19 protein-coding genes and 1 pseudogene are annotated in these 17,459 nt (G+C 64.4%); 10 read left to right on the top strand and 10 right to left on the bottom strand.

Annotated features, from left to right (window positions below; genetic code table 11):
* Nucleotides 1-9: 9 nt before the first annotated feature.
* The gene (locus JQ580_RS29445) at nt 10-3,501 is read right to left on the bottom strand and encodes an indolepyruvate ferredoxin oxidoreductase family protein (protein ID WP_212284152.1); all 3,492 of its coding nucleotides are present in this window, start codon (nt 3,499-3,501) and stop codon (nt 10-12) included.
* Nucleotides 3,502-3,782: 281 nt separating this feature from the next.
* Between JQ580_RS29445 and JQ580_RS29440 the strand changes: the two genes are divergently transcribed.
* Nucleotides 3,783-5,009 carry a c-type cytochrome gene (locus JQ580_RS29440; protein WP_212284150.1) on the top strand — a complete coding sequence of 409 codons (1,227 nt, stop codon included), beginning with the start codon at nt 3,783-3,785 and terminating at the stop codon, nt 5,007-5,009.
* A 37-nt stretch (nt 5,010-5,046) separates the two neighbouring features.
* Here JQ580_RS29440 and JQ580_RS29435 read toward each other — a convergent pair whose 3' ends face one another.
* Nucleotides 5,047-5,691, bottom strand: coding sequence for a trimeric intracellular cation channel family protein (locus tag JQ580_RS29435; protein WP_212284148.1), 645 nt, complete (start codon nt 5,689-5,691; stop codon nt 5,047-5,049).
* A 165-nt stretch (nt 5,692-5,856) separates the two neighbouring features.
* On the opposite strand from JQ580_RS29435, the gene JQ580_RS29430 reads away from it, so the two are divergent.
* On the top strand, nt 5,857-6,285 hold the full coding sequence (locus JQ580_RS29430; protein WP_212284146.1) for a hypothetical protein: 429 nt from the start codon (nt 5,857-5,859) through the stop codon (nt 6,283-6,285).
* Between the two features lie 61 nt (nt 6,286-6,346).
* Here JQ580_RS29430 and JQ580_RS29425 read toward each other — a convergent pair whose 3' ends face one another.
* Genes JQ580_RS29425 through JQ580_RS29415 form a run of 3 tightly spaced genes read right to left on the bottom strand, consistent with a single transcriptional unit; the run spans nt 6,347 to nt 7,891 of the window.
* Entirely contained in the window at nt 6,347-7,156 is an 810-nt protein-coding gene (locus tag JQ580_RS29425; RefSeq protein ID WP_212284144.1) for an isocitrate lyase/PEP mutase family protein, read from the bottom strand.
* Between the two features lie 51 nt (nt 7,157-7,207).
* Nucleotides 7,208-7,558, bottom strand: coding sequence for an antibiotic biosynthesis monooxygenase family protein (locus JQ580_RS29420; RefSeq protein WP_212284143.1), 351 nt, complete (start codon nt 7,556-7,558; stop codon nt 7,208-7,210).
* Between the two features lie 24 nt (nt 7,559-7,582).
* Complete coding sequence (locus JQ580_RS29415) at nt 7,583-7,891, bottom strand: NIPSNAP family protein (protein ID WP_094971969.1); 309 nt, start codon at nt 7,889-7,891, stop codon at nt 7,583-7,585.
* A gap of 166 nt (nt 7,892-8,057) precedes the next feature.
* On the opposite strand from JQ580_RS29415, the gene JQ580_RS29410 reads away from it, so the two are divergent.
* The 4 genes from JQ580_RS29410 to JQ580_RS29395 all read left to right on the top strand — a co-directional run bounded on the left by JQ580_RS29410 (nt 8,058) and on the right by JQ580_RS29395 (nt 11,088).
* Nucleotides 8,058-8,756 carry an ArsR/SmtB family transcription factor gene (locus tag JQ580_RS29410; protein ID WP_212284141.1) on the top strand — a complete coding sequence of 233 codons (699 nt, stop codon included), beginning with the start codon at nt 8,058-8,060 and terminating at the stop codon, nt 8,754-8,756.
* A 69-nt stretch (nt 8,757-8,825) separates the two neighbouring features.
* Nucleotides 8,826-9,332, top strand: a complete 507-nt coding sequence (locus JQ580_RS29405) for a hypothetical protein (RefSeq protein WP_212284139.1) — start codon at nt 8,826-8,828, stop codon at nt 9,330-9,332.
* A gap of 224 nt (nt 9,333-9,556) precedes the next feature.
* Complete coding sequence (locus tag JQ580_RS29400; protein ID WP_212284137.1) at nt 9,557-10,567, top strand: alpha/beta fold hydrolase; 1,011 nt, start codon at nt 9,557-9,559, stop codon at nt 10,565-10,567.
* 272 nt (nt 10,568-10,839) lie between these two features.
* Entirely contained in the window at nt 10,840-11,088 is a 249-nt protein-coding gene (locus JQ580_RS29395; protein ID WP_212284135.1) for a GCG_CRPN prefix-to-repeats domain-containing protein, read from the top strand.
* 157 nt (nt 11,089-11,245) lie between these two features.
* Here JQ580_RS29395 and JQ580_RS29390 read toward each other — a convergent pair whose 3' ends face one another.
* Together JQ580_RS29390 and JQ580_RS29385 are read right to left on the bottom strand one after the other, a co-directional pair.
* Nucleotides 11,246-11,530, bottom strand: a complete 285-nt coding sequence (locus JQ580_RS29390; protein WP_212284133.1) for a twin-arginine translocation signal domain-containing protein — start codon at nt 11,528-11,530, stop codon at nt 11,246-11,248.
* 118 nt (nt 11,531-11,648) lie between these two features.
* On the bottom strand, nt 11,649-11,963 hold the full coding sequence (locus JQ580_RS29385; RefSeq protein WP_212284131.1) for a hypothetical protein: 315 nt from the start codon (nt 11,961-11,963) through the stop codon (nt 11,649-11,651).
* Between the two features lie 139 nt (nt 11,964-12,102).
* Here JQ580_RS29385 and JQ580_RS29380 point away from each other — a divergent pair, with 139 nt between their 5' ends.
* Entirely contained in the window at nt 12,103-12,756 is a 654-nt protein-coding gene (locus JQ580_RS29380) for a glutathione S-transferase family protein (protein ID WP_212284129.1), read from the top strand.
* A gap of 72 nt (nt 12,757-12,828) precedes the next feature.
* Nucleotides 12,829-12,981, top strand: coding sequence for a hypothetical protein (locus JQ580_RS29375; RefSeq protein ID WP_212284127.1), 153 nt, complete (start codon nt 12,829-12,831; stop codon nt 12,979-12,981).
* A gap of 21 nt (nt 12,982-13,002) precedes the next feature.
* Here the strand turns inward: JQ580_RS29375 and JQ580_RS29370 are convergent, their stop codons facing one another.
* Together JQ580_RS29370 and JQ580_RS29365 are read right to left on the bottom strand one after the other, a co-directional pair.
* Nucleotides 13,003-13,350: a hypothetical protein gene (locus JQ580_RS29370; RefSeq protein ID WP_212284125.1), complete on the bottom strand. Its 348-nt coding sequence runs from the start codon at nt 13,348-13,350 to the stop codon at nt 13,003-13,005.
* Nucleotides 13,351-13,764: 414 nt separating this feature from the next.
* Nucleotides 13,765-15,297, bottom strand: coding sequence for an acyl-CoA carboxylase subunit beta (locus JQ580_RS29365; protein ID WP_212284123.1), 1,533 nt, complete (start codon nt 15,295-15,297; stop codon nt 13,765-13,767).
* Nucleotides 15,298-15,436: 139 nt separating this feature from the next.
* On the opposite strand from JQ580_RS29365, the pseudogene JQ580_RS29360 reads away from it, so the two are divergent.
* A pseudogene (locus JQ580_RS29360) lies at nt 15,437-15,840 on the top strand (DUF4260 domain-containing protein).
* 174 nt (nt 15,841-16,014) lie between these two features.
* Nucleotides 16,015-16,608: a hypothetical protein gene (locus tag JQ580_RS29355; protein ID WP_212284121.1), complete on the top strand. Its 594-nt coding sequence runs from the start codon at nt 16,015-16,017 to the stop codon at nt 16,606-16,608.
* A 162-nt stretch (nt 16,609-16,770) separates the two neighbouring features.
* On the opposite strand, the gene JQ580_RS29350 is transcribed toward JQ580_RS29355, so the two are convergent.
* Nucleotides 16,771-17,418, bottom strand: coding sequence for a carboxymuconolactone decarboxylase family protein (locus JQ580_RS29350; RefSeq protein ID WP_212284119.1), 648 nt, complete (start codon nt 17,416-17,418; stop codon nt 16,771-16,773).
* Nucleotides 17,419-17,459: the final 41 nt, after the last annotated feature.

Here is a 17,459-nt window from a genome sequence, read left to right as displayed (position 1 = left end):
AGAGACCGACTACTCCGCCGCGATCTGCCTCGGGGCCGGCGGCGGACTGGCCAAATCCGCGGCGAGCTGCGCATAACGCGCCTTTGCATCCGCGACCGCCTTCTCCTTCACCGGGCCGTAGCCGCGGATGCGGTCGGGCAGCGAGAGCAATTCCACCGCGGTGTCGATGGTGGCAGGCGACAACAGGCCGAGCACGGTTGCGACATCCTTCTCGTAGCCGGCGATCAAGTCGCGCTCGAGCTTGCGGTCGGGGCTGCGGCCGAAGATGTCGAGCGGCGTGCCGCGCAGGAATTTGAGCTTCGCCAACACGCCGAAGACATTGAGCATCCACGGGCCGAAGGCGCGCTTCTTCGGGCGTCCCAGCGCGTCGAGGCCACCACCGAGGATCGGCGGGGCAAGATTGAAATTGAACGTGAAGTCGCCCTCAAACTGGTCGCGGAGCTGCTTTTCAAAGGCACCGTCGGTGAAGAGACGCGCGACCTCGTATTCGTCCTTGTAAGCCAGCAGCTTGGCGTAGTTGATCGCGACCGCACGCGGCAACGCATCGTCATACCCGCCCTGCTTGGCTGCATCGCGCACCTGGTCGACCAGCTTGCGGTAACGCTTGGCGAGACGGCCATTTTGGTAAGCCGTGAGATGCTTCGATCGATGCTCGATGACTTCGTCGAGCGTCATGGCGTCCAGCGTCTTCGGAGCCACGACCTCGTCCGTGCCCTTCAGCATGTCGGCGAGCCGCTTGGGATCTGCGACCGCGAGGCGGCCGAGGCGGAAGGCTTCCTTGTTCATCTTGATCGAGACACCATTGATCTCGATGGCCTGCTCAATCGCTTCCGCTGACAGCGGGAACAGGCCCTTCTGGTAGGCATAGCCCATCATCATCATATTGGTGGCGATGGCATCGCCGAGCAGTTGCTCGGCCGGCTTGCTGAAGTCGAAGAACACCGAATCCTTGTGCAGTGCCGTCTCCAGCAATCCATTCAGCTTGCGGGTCTGGAAGTTGAAGTCGCGGTTGAGGACGAAGTCGGCGGTGGGAATGACGTGGCTGTTGATGATGCCGCGGGTGCGGCTGGTATCACAAAGCGAGATCGTGTCCTTGGCCACCGCGACGACCTCGTCGGCGGCGAGCACGAGATCGGCCGTGCCGGTGACGATGCGCGAGCAGGTCACTTCGGCCGGGTGATCGGACAGGCGGACATGGCTCAGCACCGCGCCGCCCTTCTGTGCAAGACCCGACATGTCGAGGATCATCGAGGCCTTGCCCTCGATATGGGCGGCCATGCCGAGCAGCGCGCCGATGGTGAGGACGCCGGTGCCGCCGACACCGCCGACCGCGATGTTGTAGGGCTTGTCGAGCGTCGGGCGTGAGGCCGGCTCGGGCAGCGCGCCGATATCGGCGAGCTCGGCGGGCGCGCGGTGGCGCGGCTTGCCGCCGTCCACGGTGACGAAGGACGGACAGAAGCCCTTCACACAGGAATAGTCCTTGTTGCAGGACGACTGGTTGATGGCGCGCTTGCGGCCGAACTCGGTCTCCAGCGGCTCGACCGAGATGCAGTTCGACTGCACCGAGCAGTCGCCGCAGCCTTCGCAGACGGCCGGGTTGATCATGACGCGGCGCGCCGGATCCTCCATCAGGCCACGCTTGCGGCGGCGGCGCTTCTCGGCGGCGCAGGTCTGGACGAAAACGATCGCCGACGTGCCCTGGTGCTCCCGGCACATCTTCATGACGTTCTGCAGCTCGTCGCGATGATAGAGCTTCACGCCGGGCGCGATGCTGTCGGAGGGATAAGCATCGGGCGTTTCCGAGACCAGGTAGATCTCGCGGATGCCTTCGGCGTGGAGTTGGAAGGTGATCTGTTGCGGCGACAGATCGCCGTCATGGCGCTGGCCGCCGGTCATGGCGACCGCGTCGTTGTAGAGGATCTTGTAGGTGATGTTGGTCTTGGACGCGACCGCCTGGCGAATGGCGAGCAGTCCCGAGTGGAAATAGGTGCCGTCGCCGAGATTGGCGAAGATGTGGTTCTCGTTGGTGAAGGGCGCGATACCGACCCACGGCACGCCCTCGCCGCCCATATGCGTGAAGGTCTCGGTCGAGCGGTCCATCCACAGCGCCATGAAGTGGCAGCCGATGCCGGCGAGCGCGCGGCTGCCTTCGGGGACTTTCGTCGAGGTATTGTGGGGACAGCCGGAGCAGAAATAGGGGGTGCGGGAGACCGGCGCGACCGCCTGCATCTGGGTCGCCTGACGGCCATTGAACCAGTCGGCCTTGGCGCGGAGCATCTCCGCGACTTCAGGATTGAGATCAAGTCGGAGAAGTCGCTCGGTCAACGAAGTCGCAAGCGAGGCGACGCTGAGCTCGGCCGAGAACGTCAGGAAGCGCTTGTCGTGCTCGTCCATCTTGCCGACGATGCGCGGGCGGACGTCGTCGCGCCAGTTGAACAGCTCCTGCTTGACCTGGTTCTCGACGATCTCGCGGCGTTCCTCGATGATGAAGATCTCTTCCAACCCCACCGCGAACTGGCGCACACCTTCCGGCTCCAGCGGCCAGGGCATGCCGATCTTGTAGAGGCGAAGGCCGATCTTGGCGGCAACCTCTTCGGTGATGCCGAGCTCGCGCAGCGCCTGGCGCACGTCCTCGTAGCTCTTGCCCGAGGCCATGATGCCGAACCGGGCGTTCGGGGAATCCATGGTGATGCGGTTGACCTTGTTGGCGCGCGCGAAGGCGATCGCGGCAAAACCCTTGTAGTCCTGCAGACGGCGGTCCTGCTCGAAGCGGTCATCGGGCCAGCGCAGGTTGAGGCCGCCTTGCGGCATCTCGAAATCGGTCGGGATGATGAACGGCTTCATCTCGTCGCTGAGATCGATCTCGGCGGTGGTCTCCACCGTTTCCGTGATCACCTTCATGCCGACCCAGCAGCCCGAATAGCGCGACATCGCGATGCCGAGCAGGCCCATTTCGATCATCTCGTGGATGCTCGAGGGATAGAGGTAGGGCATCAGCGCCGACATGAAGGCATGGTCGGACTGATGCGGGACGGTGGAGGATTTCGCGCCGTGGTCGTCACCGGCAAGGCACAGCACGCCGCCATTCTTGGCGGAGCCGGCCGCATTGCCATGGCGGAATACGTCGCCGCAGCGATCGACGCCGGGGCCCTTGCCGTACCAGATGCCGACCACGCCGTCATATTTGGCGCCGGGCGAGAGGTTGAGCTGCTGCGAGCCCCAGACCGCGGTCGCCGCGAGGTCCTCGTTCACGCCGGGCTGGAACTTGATGTTGTACTGCTCGAGATGCTTGCGGGCGGCGAAGAGCTGCTGGTCGTAGCCGCCGAGCGGCGAGCCGCGATAGCCGGAGATGAAGCCCGCGGTGTTCAGCCCCGCGGCACGGTCGCGGCGGATCTGGGCCATGGGCAGGCGGACCAGCGCCTGAATGCCCGTGGTGAAGACGTGCCCGGTTTCCTGGGTGTATTTTTGATCGAGACTGATCGGACCCTGGTTGATGCCCATGCTGTCCTCTTTCCACGCCCTGTTCAGGTCTTGATGACCTAAGCCGTTGCCGTCCCAATATTTTTAGTTAGGGCGCGCCGACCAATCTCGCCACTCTATGTCGGATATTTCACGATCCGCATCACAAATCTGGATCAAAGGGGACGCCGGGTAAAAATCGCAACTTCGTGGCCTGAAACACGCGTGCCGTTTTCAATTTGTGTCACCATACCCCACCGTCGCGAAACGAACTGATGGCCCGTGGTGCCGGTGCGGGCGATTGGTCGCAGGAGAGACTTTCGATGCGGACGATTCTGGCAGGCGCCGCTCTTGTCGGTCTGGCGTTGTGCAGTGCGGTTGCGAGCGCAGCCCGCGCCGCCGGGCCATCGCCGGAACTGATCGCCTATGGCAGGACGCTGGTCGATGCAGGCGACTGTGCGGGCTGCCATACCGCCGATCCGGCAAAACCGTTCGCGGGCGGCAAGCGTATCGACACGCCCTTCGGCGCTATCTACACGCCGAACCTGACCCCGGACCGCAACACCGGGATCGGCGCCTGGACGGATGCCGATTTCGTGCGCGCGGTGCGCAGCGGTATCGCGCCCGACGGCTCGACCTATTACCCGGCCTTTCCGTATCCCTACTTCACCAGGATGACCAAGGACGACACGCTGGCGATCCGCGCCTATCTCGGCACGCTTGCGCCCGTCATCAGCCGCAACAAGCCGCCGGAGCTGCGCTGGCCGTTCGGCTATCGCGGCCTGATGCGGGTCTGGAACGCCGTGTATTTCAAGCCCGGCCTGTTCGAGCCGGACCAGAGCAGGAGCGTGGCCTGGAACAGAGGCGGCTATCTCGTCACCGGGCTCGGTCATTGCGGCGCCTGCCACACGCCGAAGAACTATTTCGGCGCCGACAAGAGCGCGCAGGCGCTTTCGGGCAGCGAGGTCGATGGCTGGTACGCGCCGCGGCTCGATGGCGCCCCCCGCACGGGGTTACAGTCGTGGAGCGAGACCGACATCACCGAATATCTACAGAGCGGGCGCAATGGAAAGAGCCATGCCGGCGGACCGATGGCAGAGGTCGTCGTCAACTCGACCTCGAAGATGAGCGATGCCGATGTGCGCGCGATCGCGGTGTACCTGAAAAGCCTGCCTCCGGCGCGGCGCGAGACCATCGTGACGCCGCCTGATGCGGCCGACATGAAGGCCGGCCAGGCGGTCTACGCAAAGCTCTGCATCGCCTGCCATGAAGTGGATGGCTCGGGCGCGCCGCGGATCTATCCGCCGTTGCCCGGCAATGCGCTGCTGCAATCGGTCAATCCGTCCTCCACCTTGCGCATCATCCTCGACGGCGCCCACACCGTGACCACCCCGCGCGCACCCAACACCGGCGAGATGCCGCCCTATGCCGGGCAGTTGTCGAATGAGGATATCGCGGCGGTGACGAACTACATCCGCAATTCCTGGGGCAACGCCGCACCGCTGGTGACGCCGGCGCAGGTGGCGAAGGCGAGGAAGGTTGTCGATTGATCCCTCTCCCCGCTTGCCGGGAGAAGGGAGAAAACAACTACTTCTCCTCGTCCCCGGTGAACACAAATTTCGGCATCTCCCATTTGTAGCGCACTGCGAGCAGGCGGAAGCTGAGGCCGAGCACGAACGTCAGGGCCGTCCAGAGCTCGGCATTGAGGTTGAGGCTGAAGGCGGTGGCATAGAACAGTCCCGTCACCACCGAGACGCTGGCGTAGAGTTCGGATCGAAACAGCAGCGGCACGTCGTTGCAGAGCACGTCGCGCAACACGCCGCCGGCGCAGCCCGTCACCATGCCCGAAACGATCACGATCGGCAGCGAGGCATCCATCTGCCAGCCGACATTGCAGCCGATCATGGTGAAGACGACGAGGCCGATGGCATCGAGCACGACGAAGGCAAGGTGCAGCCGATGCACCAGCCGCGCCATCAGGATCGTCAGCAGCGCCGCGCCGCCGGGCAGCGCGAGGTAGATCGGGTTGGCCACCCACAGCAGCGGATAGTGACCGAGAAACAGGTCGCGCAGCGTGCCGCCGCCGAGCGCGGTTACACAGGCGAGCAGACACACGCCGACATAGTCCATGCTGCGTCGGCCGGCTGCCAACGCCGCCGTCATTCCCTCCGCCGTGATGGCGACGATCGCCAGAAGATGCAGCACGCTATCGGTCGGCGGCAGGCTCCACATCGGCTTGTTCCCCTTGTCGCGGTCCTGGAACCCACATTCGATTCTCTGACAGACAGGTTCCCGATTCCTGCCGGCAGGGCAACATGCGACCAAAACATGACGCGGGCGGAACAGAATCTCGCATCTACGGGTTGTCCTGGTGTCTTAAACGAGGAGACCCAACCGATGGCTGACGACCGTTTTCCCAACGATCCGTACCGCCCGAACCTCGCCGACGATAAGTATGTACGTGCGGCGCGCCGGGATGCCGACCTACAGGTCGACCCAGAGCTTGGTGAAGGCCCCGCCTCCAGCGGCAAGGTTGCGATGTTCGCCGTCGCGATCGCGCTTGTGCTGGGTGCCGTGTTCTACGGCCTGAACAACACCACCAACGGCAACCAGGCGAGCACGACGCCGCCGACGCAAACCGCCCAGCAGGCGCCTGCGACCAATCCGGCTGCGCCTCCCGGCATGCGCGACGTGACGCCGCGTAACAACACCGAGCCGGGCGTGACCACCGGCGCAGCCCCGAGCCGGCCCACTGCGCCCGCTCCGGATACGCCGGCGGCGAAGCCGGCGCCGGATACGCAGAGGCCGTCTGACAGCACGAAGTAAGCGTGAAGTAGGCTTGGCGATATCCGATAGCGGCGGGACCGAACGGTCCCGCCGCTTTCGTTTAGCTGAACATCTTGTTGAGCTCGCCGCCGGGGTAGCCGCTGCCGAGCTCTGTGAACGTGCCTTTCTCCGCCATTTCCTTGGCCGCGCGCATGAAGCCTCCCCAGGCGGCGCGGGCGAGCGAGCCACCGACGCTGATGCGGCGTACGCCGAGATCCCCGGCTTCCTGCAACGACAGGCCGGAGGCGCCGATCAGGAGGTTGAACGGCTTTGGTGCGACAGCCTTCACCACGGCCGCGATGTCTTCGCGAGTCTTCAGGCCCGGCGCATAGAGGCAATCGGCGCCGGCATCGGCGTAAGCGGTGAGCCGGTCGATGACGAACTTCAAGTCGGTCACGCCCCACAAAAAGGCTTCGCAGCGGCCGACCAGCAGCACGCCGCTGTCACCGATCGCCCTGCGCGAGGCCTTGATGCGCTCGACCGCGAGCGCGCTCTCGTAGATCGGATTGTGTTTGTCGCCAGTGGAATCCTCGATTGAGAGGCCCGCGACGCCGGTGCGCACGCAGCGCTCGACATTGTCCGCGACCCTGTCCGCCTCGACCGCAAAGCCGCCCTCGAAATCGGCGTTGACGGGGATGTCAACGGCCGAGCTCAATGCTGCCAGATGCTGACAGACGTCCTCGACGGTGACGTGGTTGTCGGCCTTGCCGATGGTCCAGGCAAAGCCCGCGCTCGATGACGCAAGCGCCTTGAAACCGAGATGCTGCAACGCCTTGGCACTTCCGATATCGACCGGATTCGGCAGGATGAAGCAGCCGCTTTCGTGCAGCTTCTTGAAGCTCGCGCGCTTGTCGGCGGTCGTGACGTGCATGTTTCTCTCCCCTGTTGGCCGCGCAGACATAGGCGCACACTGCTCAACGCGCTAGTGCGCGTCGTGCACCGCGCGGCTGTCCTTCGGCGCCTGCTCGCGATCATTCATGCTGTAGTCCCTGACAACGCTGGCGATGCGCAGATGATAGTCGGCGAAGATCTGCGCCCTGCCCTTCGCTTGGGTGCGGCGATGCTCCATCGTGTTGCGCCAGGCCTGCACGGCGGCCTCGTCGCGCCAGAACGATACCGACAGGATCTTCCCCTTGTCGGTCAGGCTCTCGAAACGCTCGACCGAGATGAAGCCGTCGATGGTTTGCAGGATCGGCCTCAAATCGGCTGCGAGGTCGAAATAGTCCTGCCGGTGTTCCGGCTTCGGCCAGACCTCGAAGATCACGGCGATCATGGGCATCTCCTGCTGCTGCTTCGCCTACAATACCACCTTGCGCAGGAATGTGCGTTCTTCGGCGAGGATGAACTTGTGTTCCTCGGCGAAATGGAAGTTCGCCATGCCCTCCGCATCCTGCCGCAGCCGCGCGCGATAGGCCTCATAGGCGGCCAGACTCTCGAAGCTGATCAGCGCGGAGGCGATGTTGTTGGTGCCCTCATGCGGCATGAAATAGCCGATCAGGTCGCCGCCGCATTTCGGGATGATGGTGAGCCAGCGCTTCGAATAGTCCTCGAACTGCGCGCGCTTGAACGGGTCGATCTGGTAACGAATGAAGACGGTGACGGACATGATGGGCTCCTGTGTTTCCGCATCGTCATTGCGAGCGCAGCGAAGCAATCCAGGAATCTCTCTTCGGAGACAGTCTGGATTGCTTCGTCGCTGCGCTCCTCGCAATGACGACGAGTTGAAGTATTAGCGCCTTGCCCGACTGGAATGCTTCGGCTACCATCGAAGCATGAAATCAGGTCCCGACATTGCCCTGGTCGCCTCGCTGGTCGGCGATCCCGCACGCGCCAACATGCTCACCGCTCTGATGAACGGCCGCGCGCTCACGGCGAGCGAACTGGCGCAGGAGGCCGGCATCACGCCGCAGACCGCGAGCTCGCATCTGGCCAAGCTCGAGACGGGCGGGCTGGTCGAGCCGGAGAAGCAGGGCCGGCACCGCTACTACCGCCTCACCGACGACGACGTTGCCAGCGTGCTCGAAGGCCTCGCAGGCCTTGCCGCGCGCACCGGCCACATGCGCGTGCGCACCGGGCCGAAGGATCCGGCGCTGCGCCGCGCGCGGATCTGCTACGACCATCTCGCCGGGGATCTCGGCGTACAGATGCTCGATAGCCTGCGCATTCGAAACCTGATCCGGCAGAAGAAGCAGGACATCGAGCTGACGGCCGAAGGCGAACGCTTCCTTGCCAAGCACCTGCAGATCTCGCGCGGCATGCTCACCCATCCGCGGCGGCCGGTGTGCAAGGCCTGCCTCGACTGGAGCGAGCGCCGCCATCATCTCGCCGGCACGCTCGGCGCCGCCATGATGCAGCGTTTCGCCGAGCTGAAATGGGCCGCGCGCGACACCACGCCGGGCAGCCGCGTGGTGAACTTCACCCGCACCGGCGAAAAGCAGTTTGCGGCGCTGTTCGGCAGTGATGCCGGCTAGCCCTCGCAACGCTTGAACCATTCGCCTGGCCGGGCGACCAATCGGGGCGAGAACGCTTTCGAGACCCCCATGCACCGCCTGCTACGTCTGCTTCCTGCCCTGCTCATTGCGGGGTACATCCTGCCGGCCCATGCGGATGTCGTTCCCAAATTCGCCGACTATCCGGCCAAGGTCTTCACCGGAAAACCGGCAAGGCCGCGCCTGCACAACCAATATTTGCGCGACGTTCGCGAGCAGTTTGATCAAGCCATCGGCGACGACAAGGTCAGCGCGGCCGGCCACTATTACGTCGTCAAGCTGCCCTGCGGTTCGGCCTGCGTCGCCCCCGTACTGCTGGATGCCCGCACCGGCCGCATCACCCAATTGTTCACGGTGTCCGGCTGGCGTGAGGTCGGCGACGATTTCGACGCCGTGGTCAGCCGCGCCAGCAGCCGGCTCATCGTCTTTCGCGGCGCGCGCAACGAGACCGGCGTCATCGGCAATCACTATTACCTGCTCGGCGAAGGCGGCCGCCTGAAGCATCTGTACACGATGAATACCGACGGCAATTTCGAGACCTCGCCGAAGATCGAATGATGCATCCAGACGCTTCCTCCAGCCGCCACCGGCACAACAATGCCCTTGACGCGCACCGGCGAGAAGCAGTTTGCCACGCTGTTCCGCGACGGGAAGGACTGATCACGCCATTCGTGTGACGTCGCACGTTTGCGTGTGAACGCCTACTCTCACCGTGGCCGCGCTTGACCCGGCCGTCCACGCGCTTATGCGAACGATCATTCCCTGACCGTTAGAGAGCCACCATGATCCGCACCCTCCCGGCCGCCCTCGCGGCCGCTCTCCTTGCTTCCCTGCTCACCACCGCGCGCGCCGCAGACACGCCCCCACGCGAGCCCTATGGCATCGCGCTCGAGGGTTTTGCCTATCCCTACCCCGTGCGCCAGTTGCCGATCGTCAACGACGGCGAGCAGCTCAGCATGGCCTATATGGACGTCGCGCCTGCACAGCCGAACGGCCGCACCGTGGTGCTGCTGCATGGGCGCAATTTCCCGTCGAGCTATTGGGCCCCTGTCATCACGATGCTGAACGAGGCCGGCTACCGCGTCGTGGTCCCGGACCAGATCGGTTTCGGCAAATCCTCCAAGCCCGCGGGCGAACTGCATTTCGACACGCTGGCGCGCAACACCATCGCGCTGCTCGATCATTTGGAAATCAACAAGGCCGACATTATCGCCCATTCACTCGGCGGAATGCTGGGCGTGCGCATCGCCCGCGCCTACCCCGACCGCGTCGCCCACCTCGTGCTGACGGCGCCGATCGGGCTGGAGGACTACCGCCTCTACGTGCCACCGACACCGACCGAGGCGATCATTGCGACCGAGGACAAGCTCACCGCCGACGGCTATCGCAAGCAGCTGCAAACCAACTACGCAATCAAGCTGCCCCCTGATGCGATCACGCCGTACATCGACGCCCGCTTCAACATCAAGGGCAGCCCCGACTACCCGCGCTGGCTGCGCGCCTTCGCCAGCTCCGGCCAGATGATCTATCGCGAGCCGGTCGCGCATGAGATTCCTCTCGTCACCGAACCCACGCTGTTCATCATGGGCGCCGACGATCACAACGCGCCGGGCCGGCCGAACGCGCCGGAGGCACTACGGCCCAGGATGGGTCAGAACGCCGAGCTGGCGAAGGCTTTTGCGGCGAAGATGCCAAATGCGCGAGCTGAGGTCATTCCGGACACCGGTCACCTGGTCTTCCTGGAGGCTCCGGACAAGTACAAGGAGTTGGTGCTGGGCTTTCTCGGCCGGTAGAGCGTTGTCAGCGTTCGCATCAAGACAACGCGTCAAACAAGAACCTGGAGCCCGTCCCGATTCATCTGACGGGCTCCAGCGCCATCCGCGTCGCATGAAGCCGTACGCGCAGAACGTTCATGCCGCATTCAGGTCATGATTGGCAGGTTTGGATCGCCCCGGGTCGGCATGGTTGCAAAATTTTAACATGTCGAATCGTGTCTCTTGATTCATTGTGCGCCACAAGCGCCAAGCCGCTAATGACTTGCTCCTAGGACGAGAAGGAAGATCACATGAAATACCTGTTCGCCGCCGCCATGCTCGCCAGCGCGGTCGTCGGTTTCAGCGAGGCCGCCAGCGCCGCGCAGGGTTGCGGCCCGGGCTGGTATCGTGGCCCCTATGGTGGCTGCCGCCCGATGGGCCGGACGGTCGTCGTGCGCCCCGCCCCTGTGGTGGTCGCCCCGCCCGTCGTCGTGGTACCCAGCGCACGGGTGTGCCCCTATGGCTTCCGCTGGTATGCCGGCCGCTGCCGCCCGTTCTGATCTTCTTGCATCGCATAATGGCCGCGCGGGTTCAGCCTGCGCGGCCATTTTCGTTTCGGGCTTGCCGTGCCGATCCTTGTGTTCTGACATGTGAGCAGCCTTGAATCGAAACGGGGACCGCGGCTGCGATCCCCGTCCAATTCACGCCTTGCAGGGCTTACCAGCCATGGCGACGGTGCCAGCGCCGGTAATGCCGGCGCCAATGACGGCGGCGCCAGCCCCAGTGGCGGTGATGACCACGCCAGTGCACCTGTTCGGGCGTCAGCTTGGCGGCTTCCTCGCTGGTGGTGACGGCAGGATGAGCGTCGGGATTGCCTTGCGGCATGCGCGCGGGATCGCCGACCGACTGCGGCGACAATGGCGCGGCCTGCGCGGTCGCAGCAAAGACGGCGGCGCCCGCCGTCACACTCAATGCAAGTTTCAAAAAGTTCCGGCGCTCCATGACATATCCTCTCGGCTACCTGGCAAGTGATGCGGAGGAAGTGTCGCGGTCGCGATGTGAACCAAGGCTGAATCGCGTGTTCAGATTCGTTGTGAGCCAAACATTCGGTGCACCCTATCTATCTGGAAAACTCCTGCGCCAGCACGAGCGTCTCGCGCGAGCGCTTGACGTCGGGCCAGTCGCGGTTGAAATCGGCGACCAGTTGCTTGAGCGCATCGCCCTTCAGCATCGCCGCAAGCTTGGCCTCGTCATCGAACTGATACATCGCCTGATGCAGCGAGGGATCGTCGAGGCTCCAGAACCGCCACGCCTTGCTCGCGCCGAATGCCTTCACCGCGTCGGGCACATGTTCGATCTCGTACCATCTGTCGAACGCGGCGCGCCGGGCGGGATCGGCGACGGTGGCACGGACGACGAAGAAAGCTGCCGGCATCGGATTTCCTCCTGGTGTTTGAGGCAAGCTTAGCCGCTCAGGTGACCGGCGGCAAAAAGAGTTGGCACCAGTGTCGGAACGCGCGCCCTTCGCTCGTCCTTTGTTCGAACCAGGACATTTCGAACCATGGAGACAGCAAATGGCCGACCTGACCCTGACCACCTTCAACTGGGTTCCCCAGGCGCCGCGCGGGTTCGTGCGCGACTTGCGCGTGCGCTGGGCGCTCGAAGAAGCCGCCTTGCCCTACCGCGTTGCTAGCGCCCCGTTCGACGATCGCGGCGTCGCACATTTCGCGCACCAGCCGTTCGGCCAGGTGCCGTGGCTGACCGATGGCGACATCTCGATCTTCGAGACCGGCGCGATCCTGCTGCATCTCGGCGGGCTCAGCGCGAAGCTGATGCCATCCGCTCCGCGCGGTCGCACCGAGGCGACGGAATGGGTCTTCGCGGCGCTCAATTCGGTGGAGATGGCCAGCCTGCCCTGGGGCATGTCAAAGTTCATGGGACATCCGACCGACACCGCGGCCTGGAAATTCGTCGACGACTTCCTCAAGCTTCGGCTGAAGCGTCTCGAGCCGGTGCTCGCCAGCCGCGAATGGCTGGCAGGCTCCTTCTCGGTCGCCGATATCCTGATGGCGGACGTGCTCCGCGTCGTCGATGGCTTCGGCGGCCTGGCGGACAGCCCCGCCTGCCGCGCCTACGTCGCGCGTGCCACCGGCCGCCCCGCTTTCGCCAAGGCCCATGCCGACCAGATGGCGCATTTCGCCGCGGCGGATAGAGCGCGTGAAACGTGATCCGCCTCACATAGTCAAGTCCGCGTCCGGCATACAGTCACCACCGAAAGGACGCAGTTCGAAAGGTGACCTATGATCCGCATCGAATATCTCAAGCGACAGATCGCCCGCGCCGAGCGGCTGGCCAAAGCCATCCTCGACCGGCAGACCGCCGAACAGCTTCAGGCCTTCGCCGCCGAATGCCGCACCGAATTGTCGGAGCTGACGCTCAAGACCGCCGCGTGATGCGAACCGGCGCCGGATGCGTCACACCAGCTTCAGCGGCGCATCGGCGACCACACGCAGGTCGATGCTCCCGATCAACGCCGCGCGCCGCGCCTCCGCAGCACTGATGGCATCGTCCGTTTGCCGCAACGTGCTGACGTTCGAGCCGAGCGAGACGATCCCGCCCAGTACCAGCGCGATCGATCCGAGCGCGGCAGTTTGACCGAAGCCGAACACGCCGAGGATCGTCACCACCAGCAGCGCCGCCCCGCCGGCGATCGCGATCTTGGACGCCAGGATGTACTTGCGGCAGCGCTCGGCGATCTCGGCCAGCCGCTCGATGCGATCTTCGATGTCGGAGATTTCGTCGGTCGGATCGTTTTCGGTCATCAGATTTGCGAGCGAACAGTTCAGGGAACAAACGAACTTTAATTAGAGAGCACGCGACCGCCTAAGACACCGGGACGACACATGCAGGAATAGGCCCAAGCGACATCGCGGGCTCGCGCGGAGAATCGCCAGGGCGGACCGCATCGAAATCGTTTCCGAGGCCGGGCAAGACCTTGACGCGAACAGCCACCCTGTCCCGCCTTCGATCCGTGACTGCTTCGTACCGGAGACTATCCGGCCCGCTGTAACCAGATCGAGCCAGGGCGGTGACGGTCATCTCGCCGTCCTGGGCAACGCACGTATGTCCATCGCCAGGAATGCGGACAACCTGCCCGCTATTGGGCCGCACGATCCAATGGCGCGCCGCCATGATCTCCATCGACGACGCCAACTTGCCACCGGCGTGCCCTTCCCTCACAACGGCAGATTGTCGTGCTTCTTCGCCGGGGTCTCCACCTTCTTGTCCTTCAGCATCGACAGCGCCCGTGCGATCCGCTTCCGCGTCGAGTGCGGCATGATGACGTCGTCGATGTAGCCGCGCTCGGCGGCGATGAAGGGTGACAGGAAGCGGTCTTCGTATTCCTTGGTGCGCGCTGCGATCTTGTCGGGGTCGCCGATGTCGCTGCGGAAGATGATCTCGACCGCGCCCTTGGCGCCCATCACCGCGATCTGGGCGGTCGGCCAGGCATAGTTCATGTCGGCGCCGATTTCCTTGGAGGCCATGACGTCGAAGGCGCCGCCATAGGCCTTGCGGGTGATGATGGTCACCAGCGGCACGGTGCACTGCGAATAGGCGAACAAGAGCTTTGCGCCGTGCTTGATCAGGCCGCCATATTCCTGCGCGGTGCCGGGCAGGAAGCCCGGCACGTCGACGAAGGTGACGATCGGGATGTTGAAGGCATCGCAAAAGCGGACGAAGCGCGCCGCTTTGCGCGAGGCATCAGAGTCGAGCACGCCGGCCAGCACCATCGGCTGGTTGGCGACGAAGCCGACGGTGCGTCCCGCGATGCGGCCGAAGCCCGTGACGATGTTCTTGGCGAACATGTCGGCGATCTCGAAGAAATCGCCCTCGTCCACCACCTTCAGGATCAGCTCCTTCATGTCGTAGGGCTTGTTCGGATTGTCGGGGATCAGCGTGTCGAGCGACGTGTCGACCCGCTCGATATCGTCGAAGCTCGGCCATTCCGGCACGCCATCACTGTTGTTGGACGGCAGGAAGTCGATCAGACGACGCATCTGCAGAAGCGTCTCGACGTCGTTCTCGAAGGCGCCGTCGGCGATCGAGGAGCGCGTGGCGTGCACCGAGGCGCCGCCGAGTTCCTCGGCGGTGACGACCTCGTTGGTGACGGTCTTCACCACGTCGGGGCCGGTGACGAACATATAGCTGGTGTTCTTCACCATGAAGATGAAGTCGGTCATCGCGGGCGAATAGACGTCGCCGCCGGCGCATGGGCCCATGATGACGGAGATCTGCGGGATCACGCCCGAGGCGAGTACGTTGCGGCGGAACACGTAAGAGTAGCCGGCGAGCGCGGCGACGCCCTCCTGGATGCGGGCGCCGCCCGCGTCATAGAGGCCGATGATGGGCGCCCGCGCCTTCATCGCCATGTCCTGCAGCTTGGTGATCTTCAGCGCGTGGGTCTCGGAGAGCGAGCCGCCGAACACGGTGAAATCCTTGGCGAAGACAAACGTCTTGCGGCCGTTGACGGTGCCCCACCCCGTGACGACGCCGTCGCCGGGCACCTTGTTCTTCTCCATGCCGAACTCGGTGGAGCGGTGCTCGACGAACATGTCGAATTCCTCGAACGATCCCTTGTCGAGCAGCAGCTCGATGCGCTCACGCGCGGTCAGCTTGCCGCGGGCGTGCTGCGCCTCGATGCGCTTCTCCCCGCCGCCGAGCTTTGCGCCGGCGCGACGATCTTCAAGGGCGTCCAGGATGTGTTTCATTTGCTCCCGCCAGTTCTTAAGTGATGCGGGGTTCTAACACGGCATTTTGCGGGCCGGGAAGCGGCTTTCGGCGCCGCAGGGCTGCGTTGAGCCAGCGCCAAAGCGCAAGGAATTACAAGGTTTTGCTTGGGAGGCGACGATGGACCAAGGAACGGCCAAGGCTGGCGCTGCGACCGGCGGCGTCAACATCCTGCTGCGGCTGGAGGGCCTCACCCTGTTCGCGGGCATGGTGATGCTCTACGCGGCCTGGGACGGCTCCTGGCTCGTGTTCGCCCTGCTCTTTTTCGTGCCCGATCTAAGCTTCCTGGCATACCTCTCCGACGCCAAATTCGGCGCGATGGTCTACAACGCTGCCCACAGCTACATGGCCCCGGTGACGCTCCTGACGCTGGGCTTCGGCCTCGCCTCGCCCCTCACCCTGTCCATCGCCTTGATATGGCTTGCCCATATCGGATCGACCGGGCGCTGGGCTATGGCCTGAAATATTCCGCAGGCTTCGGCTTCACCCATCTCGGCCGGATCGGCCGGCAGAAGGACGCCTGATCCGCGCCGCGGCAAACGAAGCCCGCCCCGAAAATATGGCCGCCCGGCCGGTTGACCGGGCTTGCCGATTCAGGCTTGCTCCGGCTTACGATCGGGCGCCGGATGTTGCGTGAGCCCAGTTGGTACGGCGGCGGTCACTACGCCTTGGCTCGAGCACCACGCAAGCATCACTAGATGTCCGCAACGGTCGTCCCCCTGCCGCCAAACTCGTCGTCCGAAACCATCGACTTCCTGCGGCGAATGGCCAGCATGGTGTCGGGGCGGAACGGCGAGACGCTGCTGCGCGCCGCAAGCCTGATCGAGTCGCTGACACAGCGGGCGATGTCTGCCGAGCGGCTCTATCACGAGGAGCAGATCGAGAGCACGCGCAACGCCGAACTGCGCGAGGCCGCCGAGCTCGCCTCCGATGCCATGGTCGGCCAGATCGAGGCGTTGCAGTCGCAGCTTGCCGAGATCACCGCGACAGCCGCAGCCGAGCGTGCCGCCTTTGACGCCGAGCGCGGCAGGCTGATCGGCCTGATGCAGAGTGCCGAGAGCCATATCGGCAAGCTCACCACCGAGCTGGACGGCTTGCGCGCCTCCGTCGACAGCTTCAACGCGACCGCGGTTTCGGTGCCGATCGAGGTGCTGCGGCTGGCGCGGACGCAGTTCGATGTCCTCTCTGCCGGCTTTGCCCGCAAGGGTGACGTGGTCTCGCAGGCGATGAGTGAGATCGGCGGCTTTGCGATCGACCAGGCGCTGACGGCGAAGAAGACCGACAGCGCCTGATGCAGATACTTCTGTGTCCCGGAGGCGCTGCAGCGCGCTTGCGCTGCTGCGCAGAGTCGGGACCCACCTCTCCATGCAGGTCACTGCCGCGTGGACCCCGGCTCCGCAGCGCATCACTTCGTGCTGCGCCGCGTCCGGGGCACGAGGCCGGCTTCGTCCGCCCTACGGCTCGCCCGGCTTGAACGGCTCCTGCTTGTCCGGCGGCACCGTTTCCTCGGCCATCGCGAGCAGCATCGCGACCATCACGTAATTGCCGGCGACCGCGGTGAGATCGACGATCTGCTGGTCATTGAAGACCTTCTTCGCGCGCGCATAGGTCTCGTCGGAGACCTTTTTGGTCGTGGTGAGTTCGGTGACGAAATCGTAGACCACCGCCTCGTCCTCGGCCATCTTCGACGGCCGCTTGTTGGCCTTCAGCTCCGAGATGATATCCGCCGACAGTCCGGCCTTGGCCGCCAGGGGCGCATGCGCAAACCATTCGACCTGCGAGCGCCACTGCCGCAGGATCGCGAACTCGTTGAGCTTGGTGGGAACGGAGGTTTCCCAGCGCAGATAGTAGAACAGGTCGAATAGGCGCTGGCCGAGCACGGGGCTGCGGATCATCGGATTGTAGGGTCCGCCGATGCCGACGCTCGACACCTTCATGATCTGCTCGCCGAGCGGCTTCTGCCTGGCGTCGAGCTGGTCCATCGTGAGCTGCGGAAAGCGCGGCTCCTTGCTGGTGGCGGGGGCCGCGAACATGGTGGCGGCGAGCCAGCCGCCGGCTGCGGCAAAGGTGAGCGACGACAGCCACAGTGGCATTGAGTTCATTGTGTTCCTCCCGGTTTTCATTCTTGGCCGGAAGGATGCTA

Origin of the sequence: Bradyrhizobium sp. SZCCT0148, assembly GCF_018129985.1 — a bacterium.
In the GTDB taxonomy this organism is placed as follows: domain Bacteria; phylum Pseudomonadota; class Alphaproteobacteria; order Rhizobiales; family Xanthobacteraceae; genus Bradyrhizobium; species Bradyrhizobium japonicum_H.
Note: the sequence above shows the minus strand (reverse complement) of the source record. Positions and strands in the feature narration are given on the sequence as shown.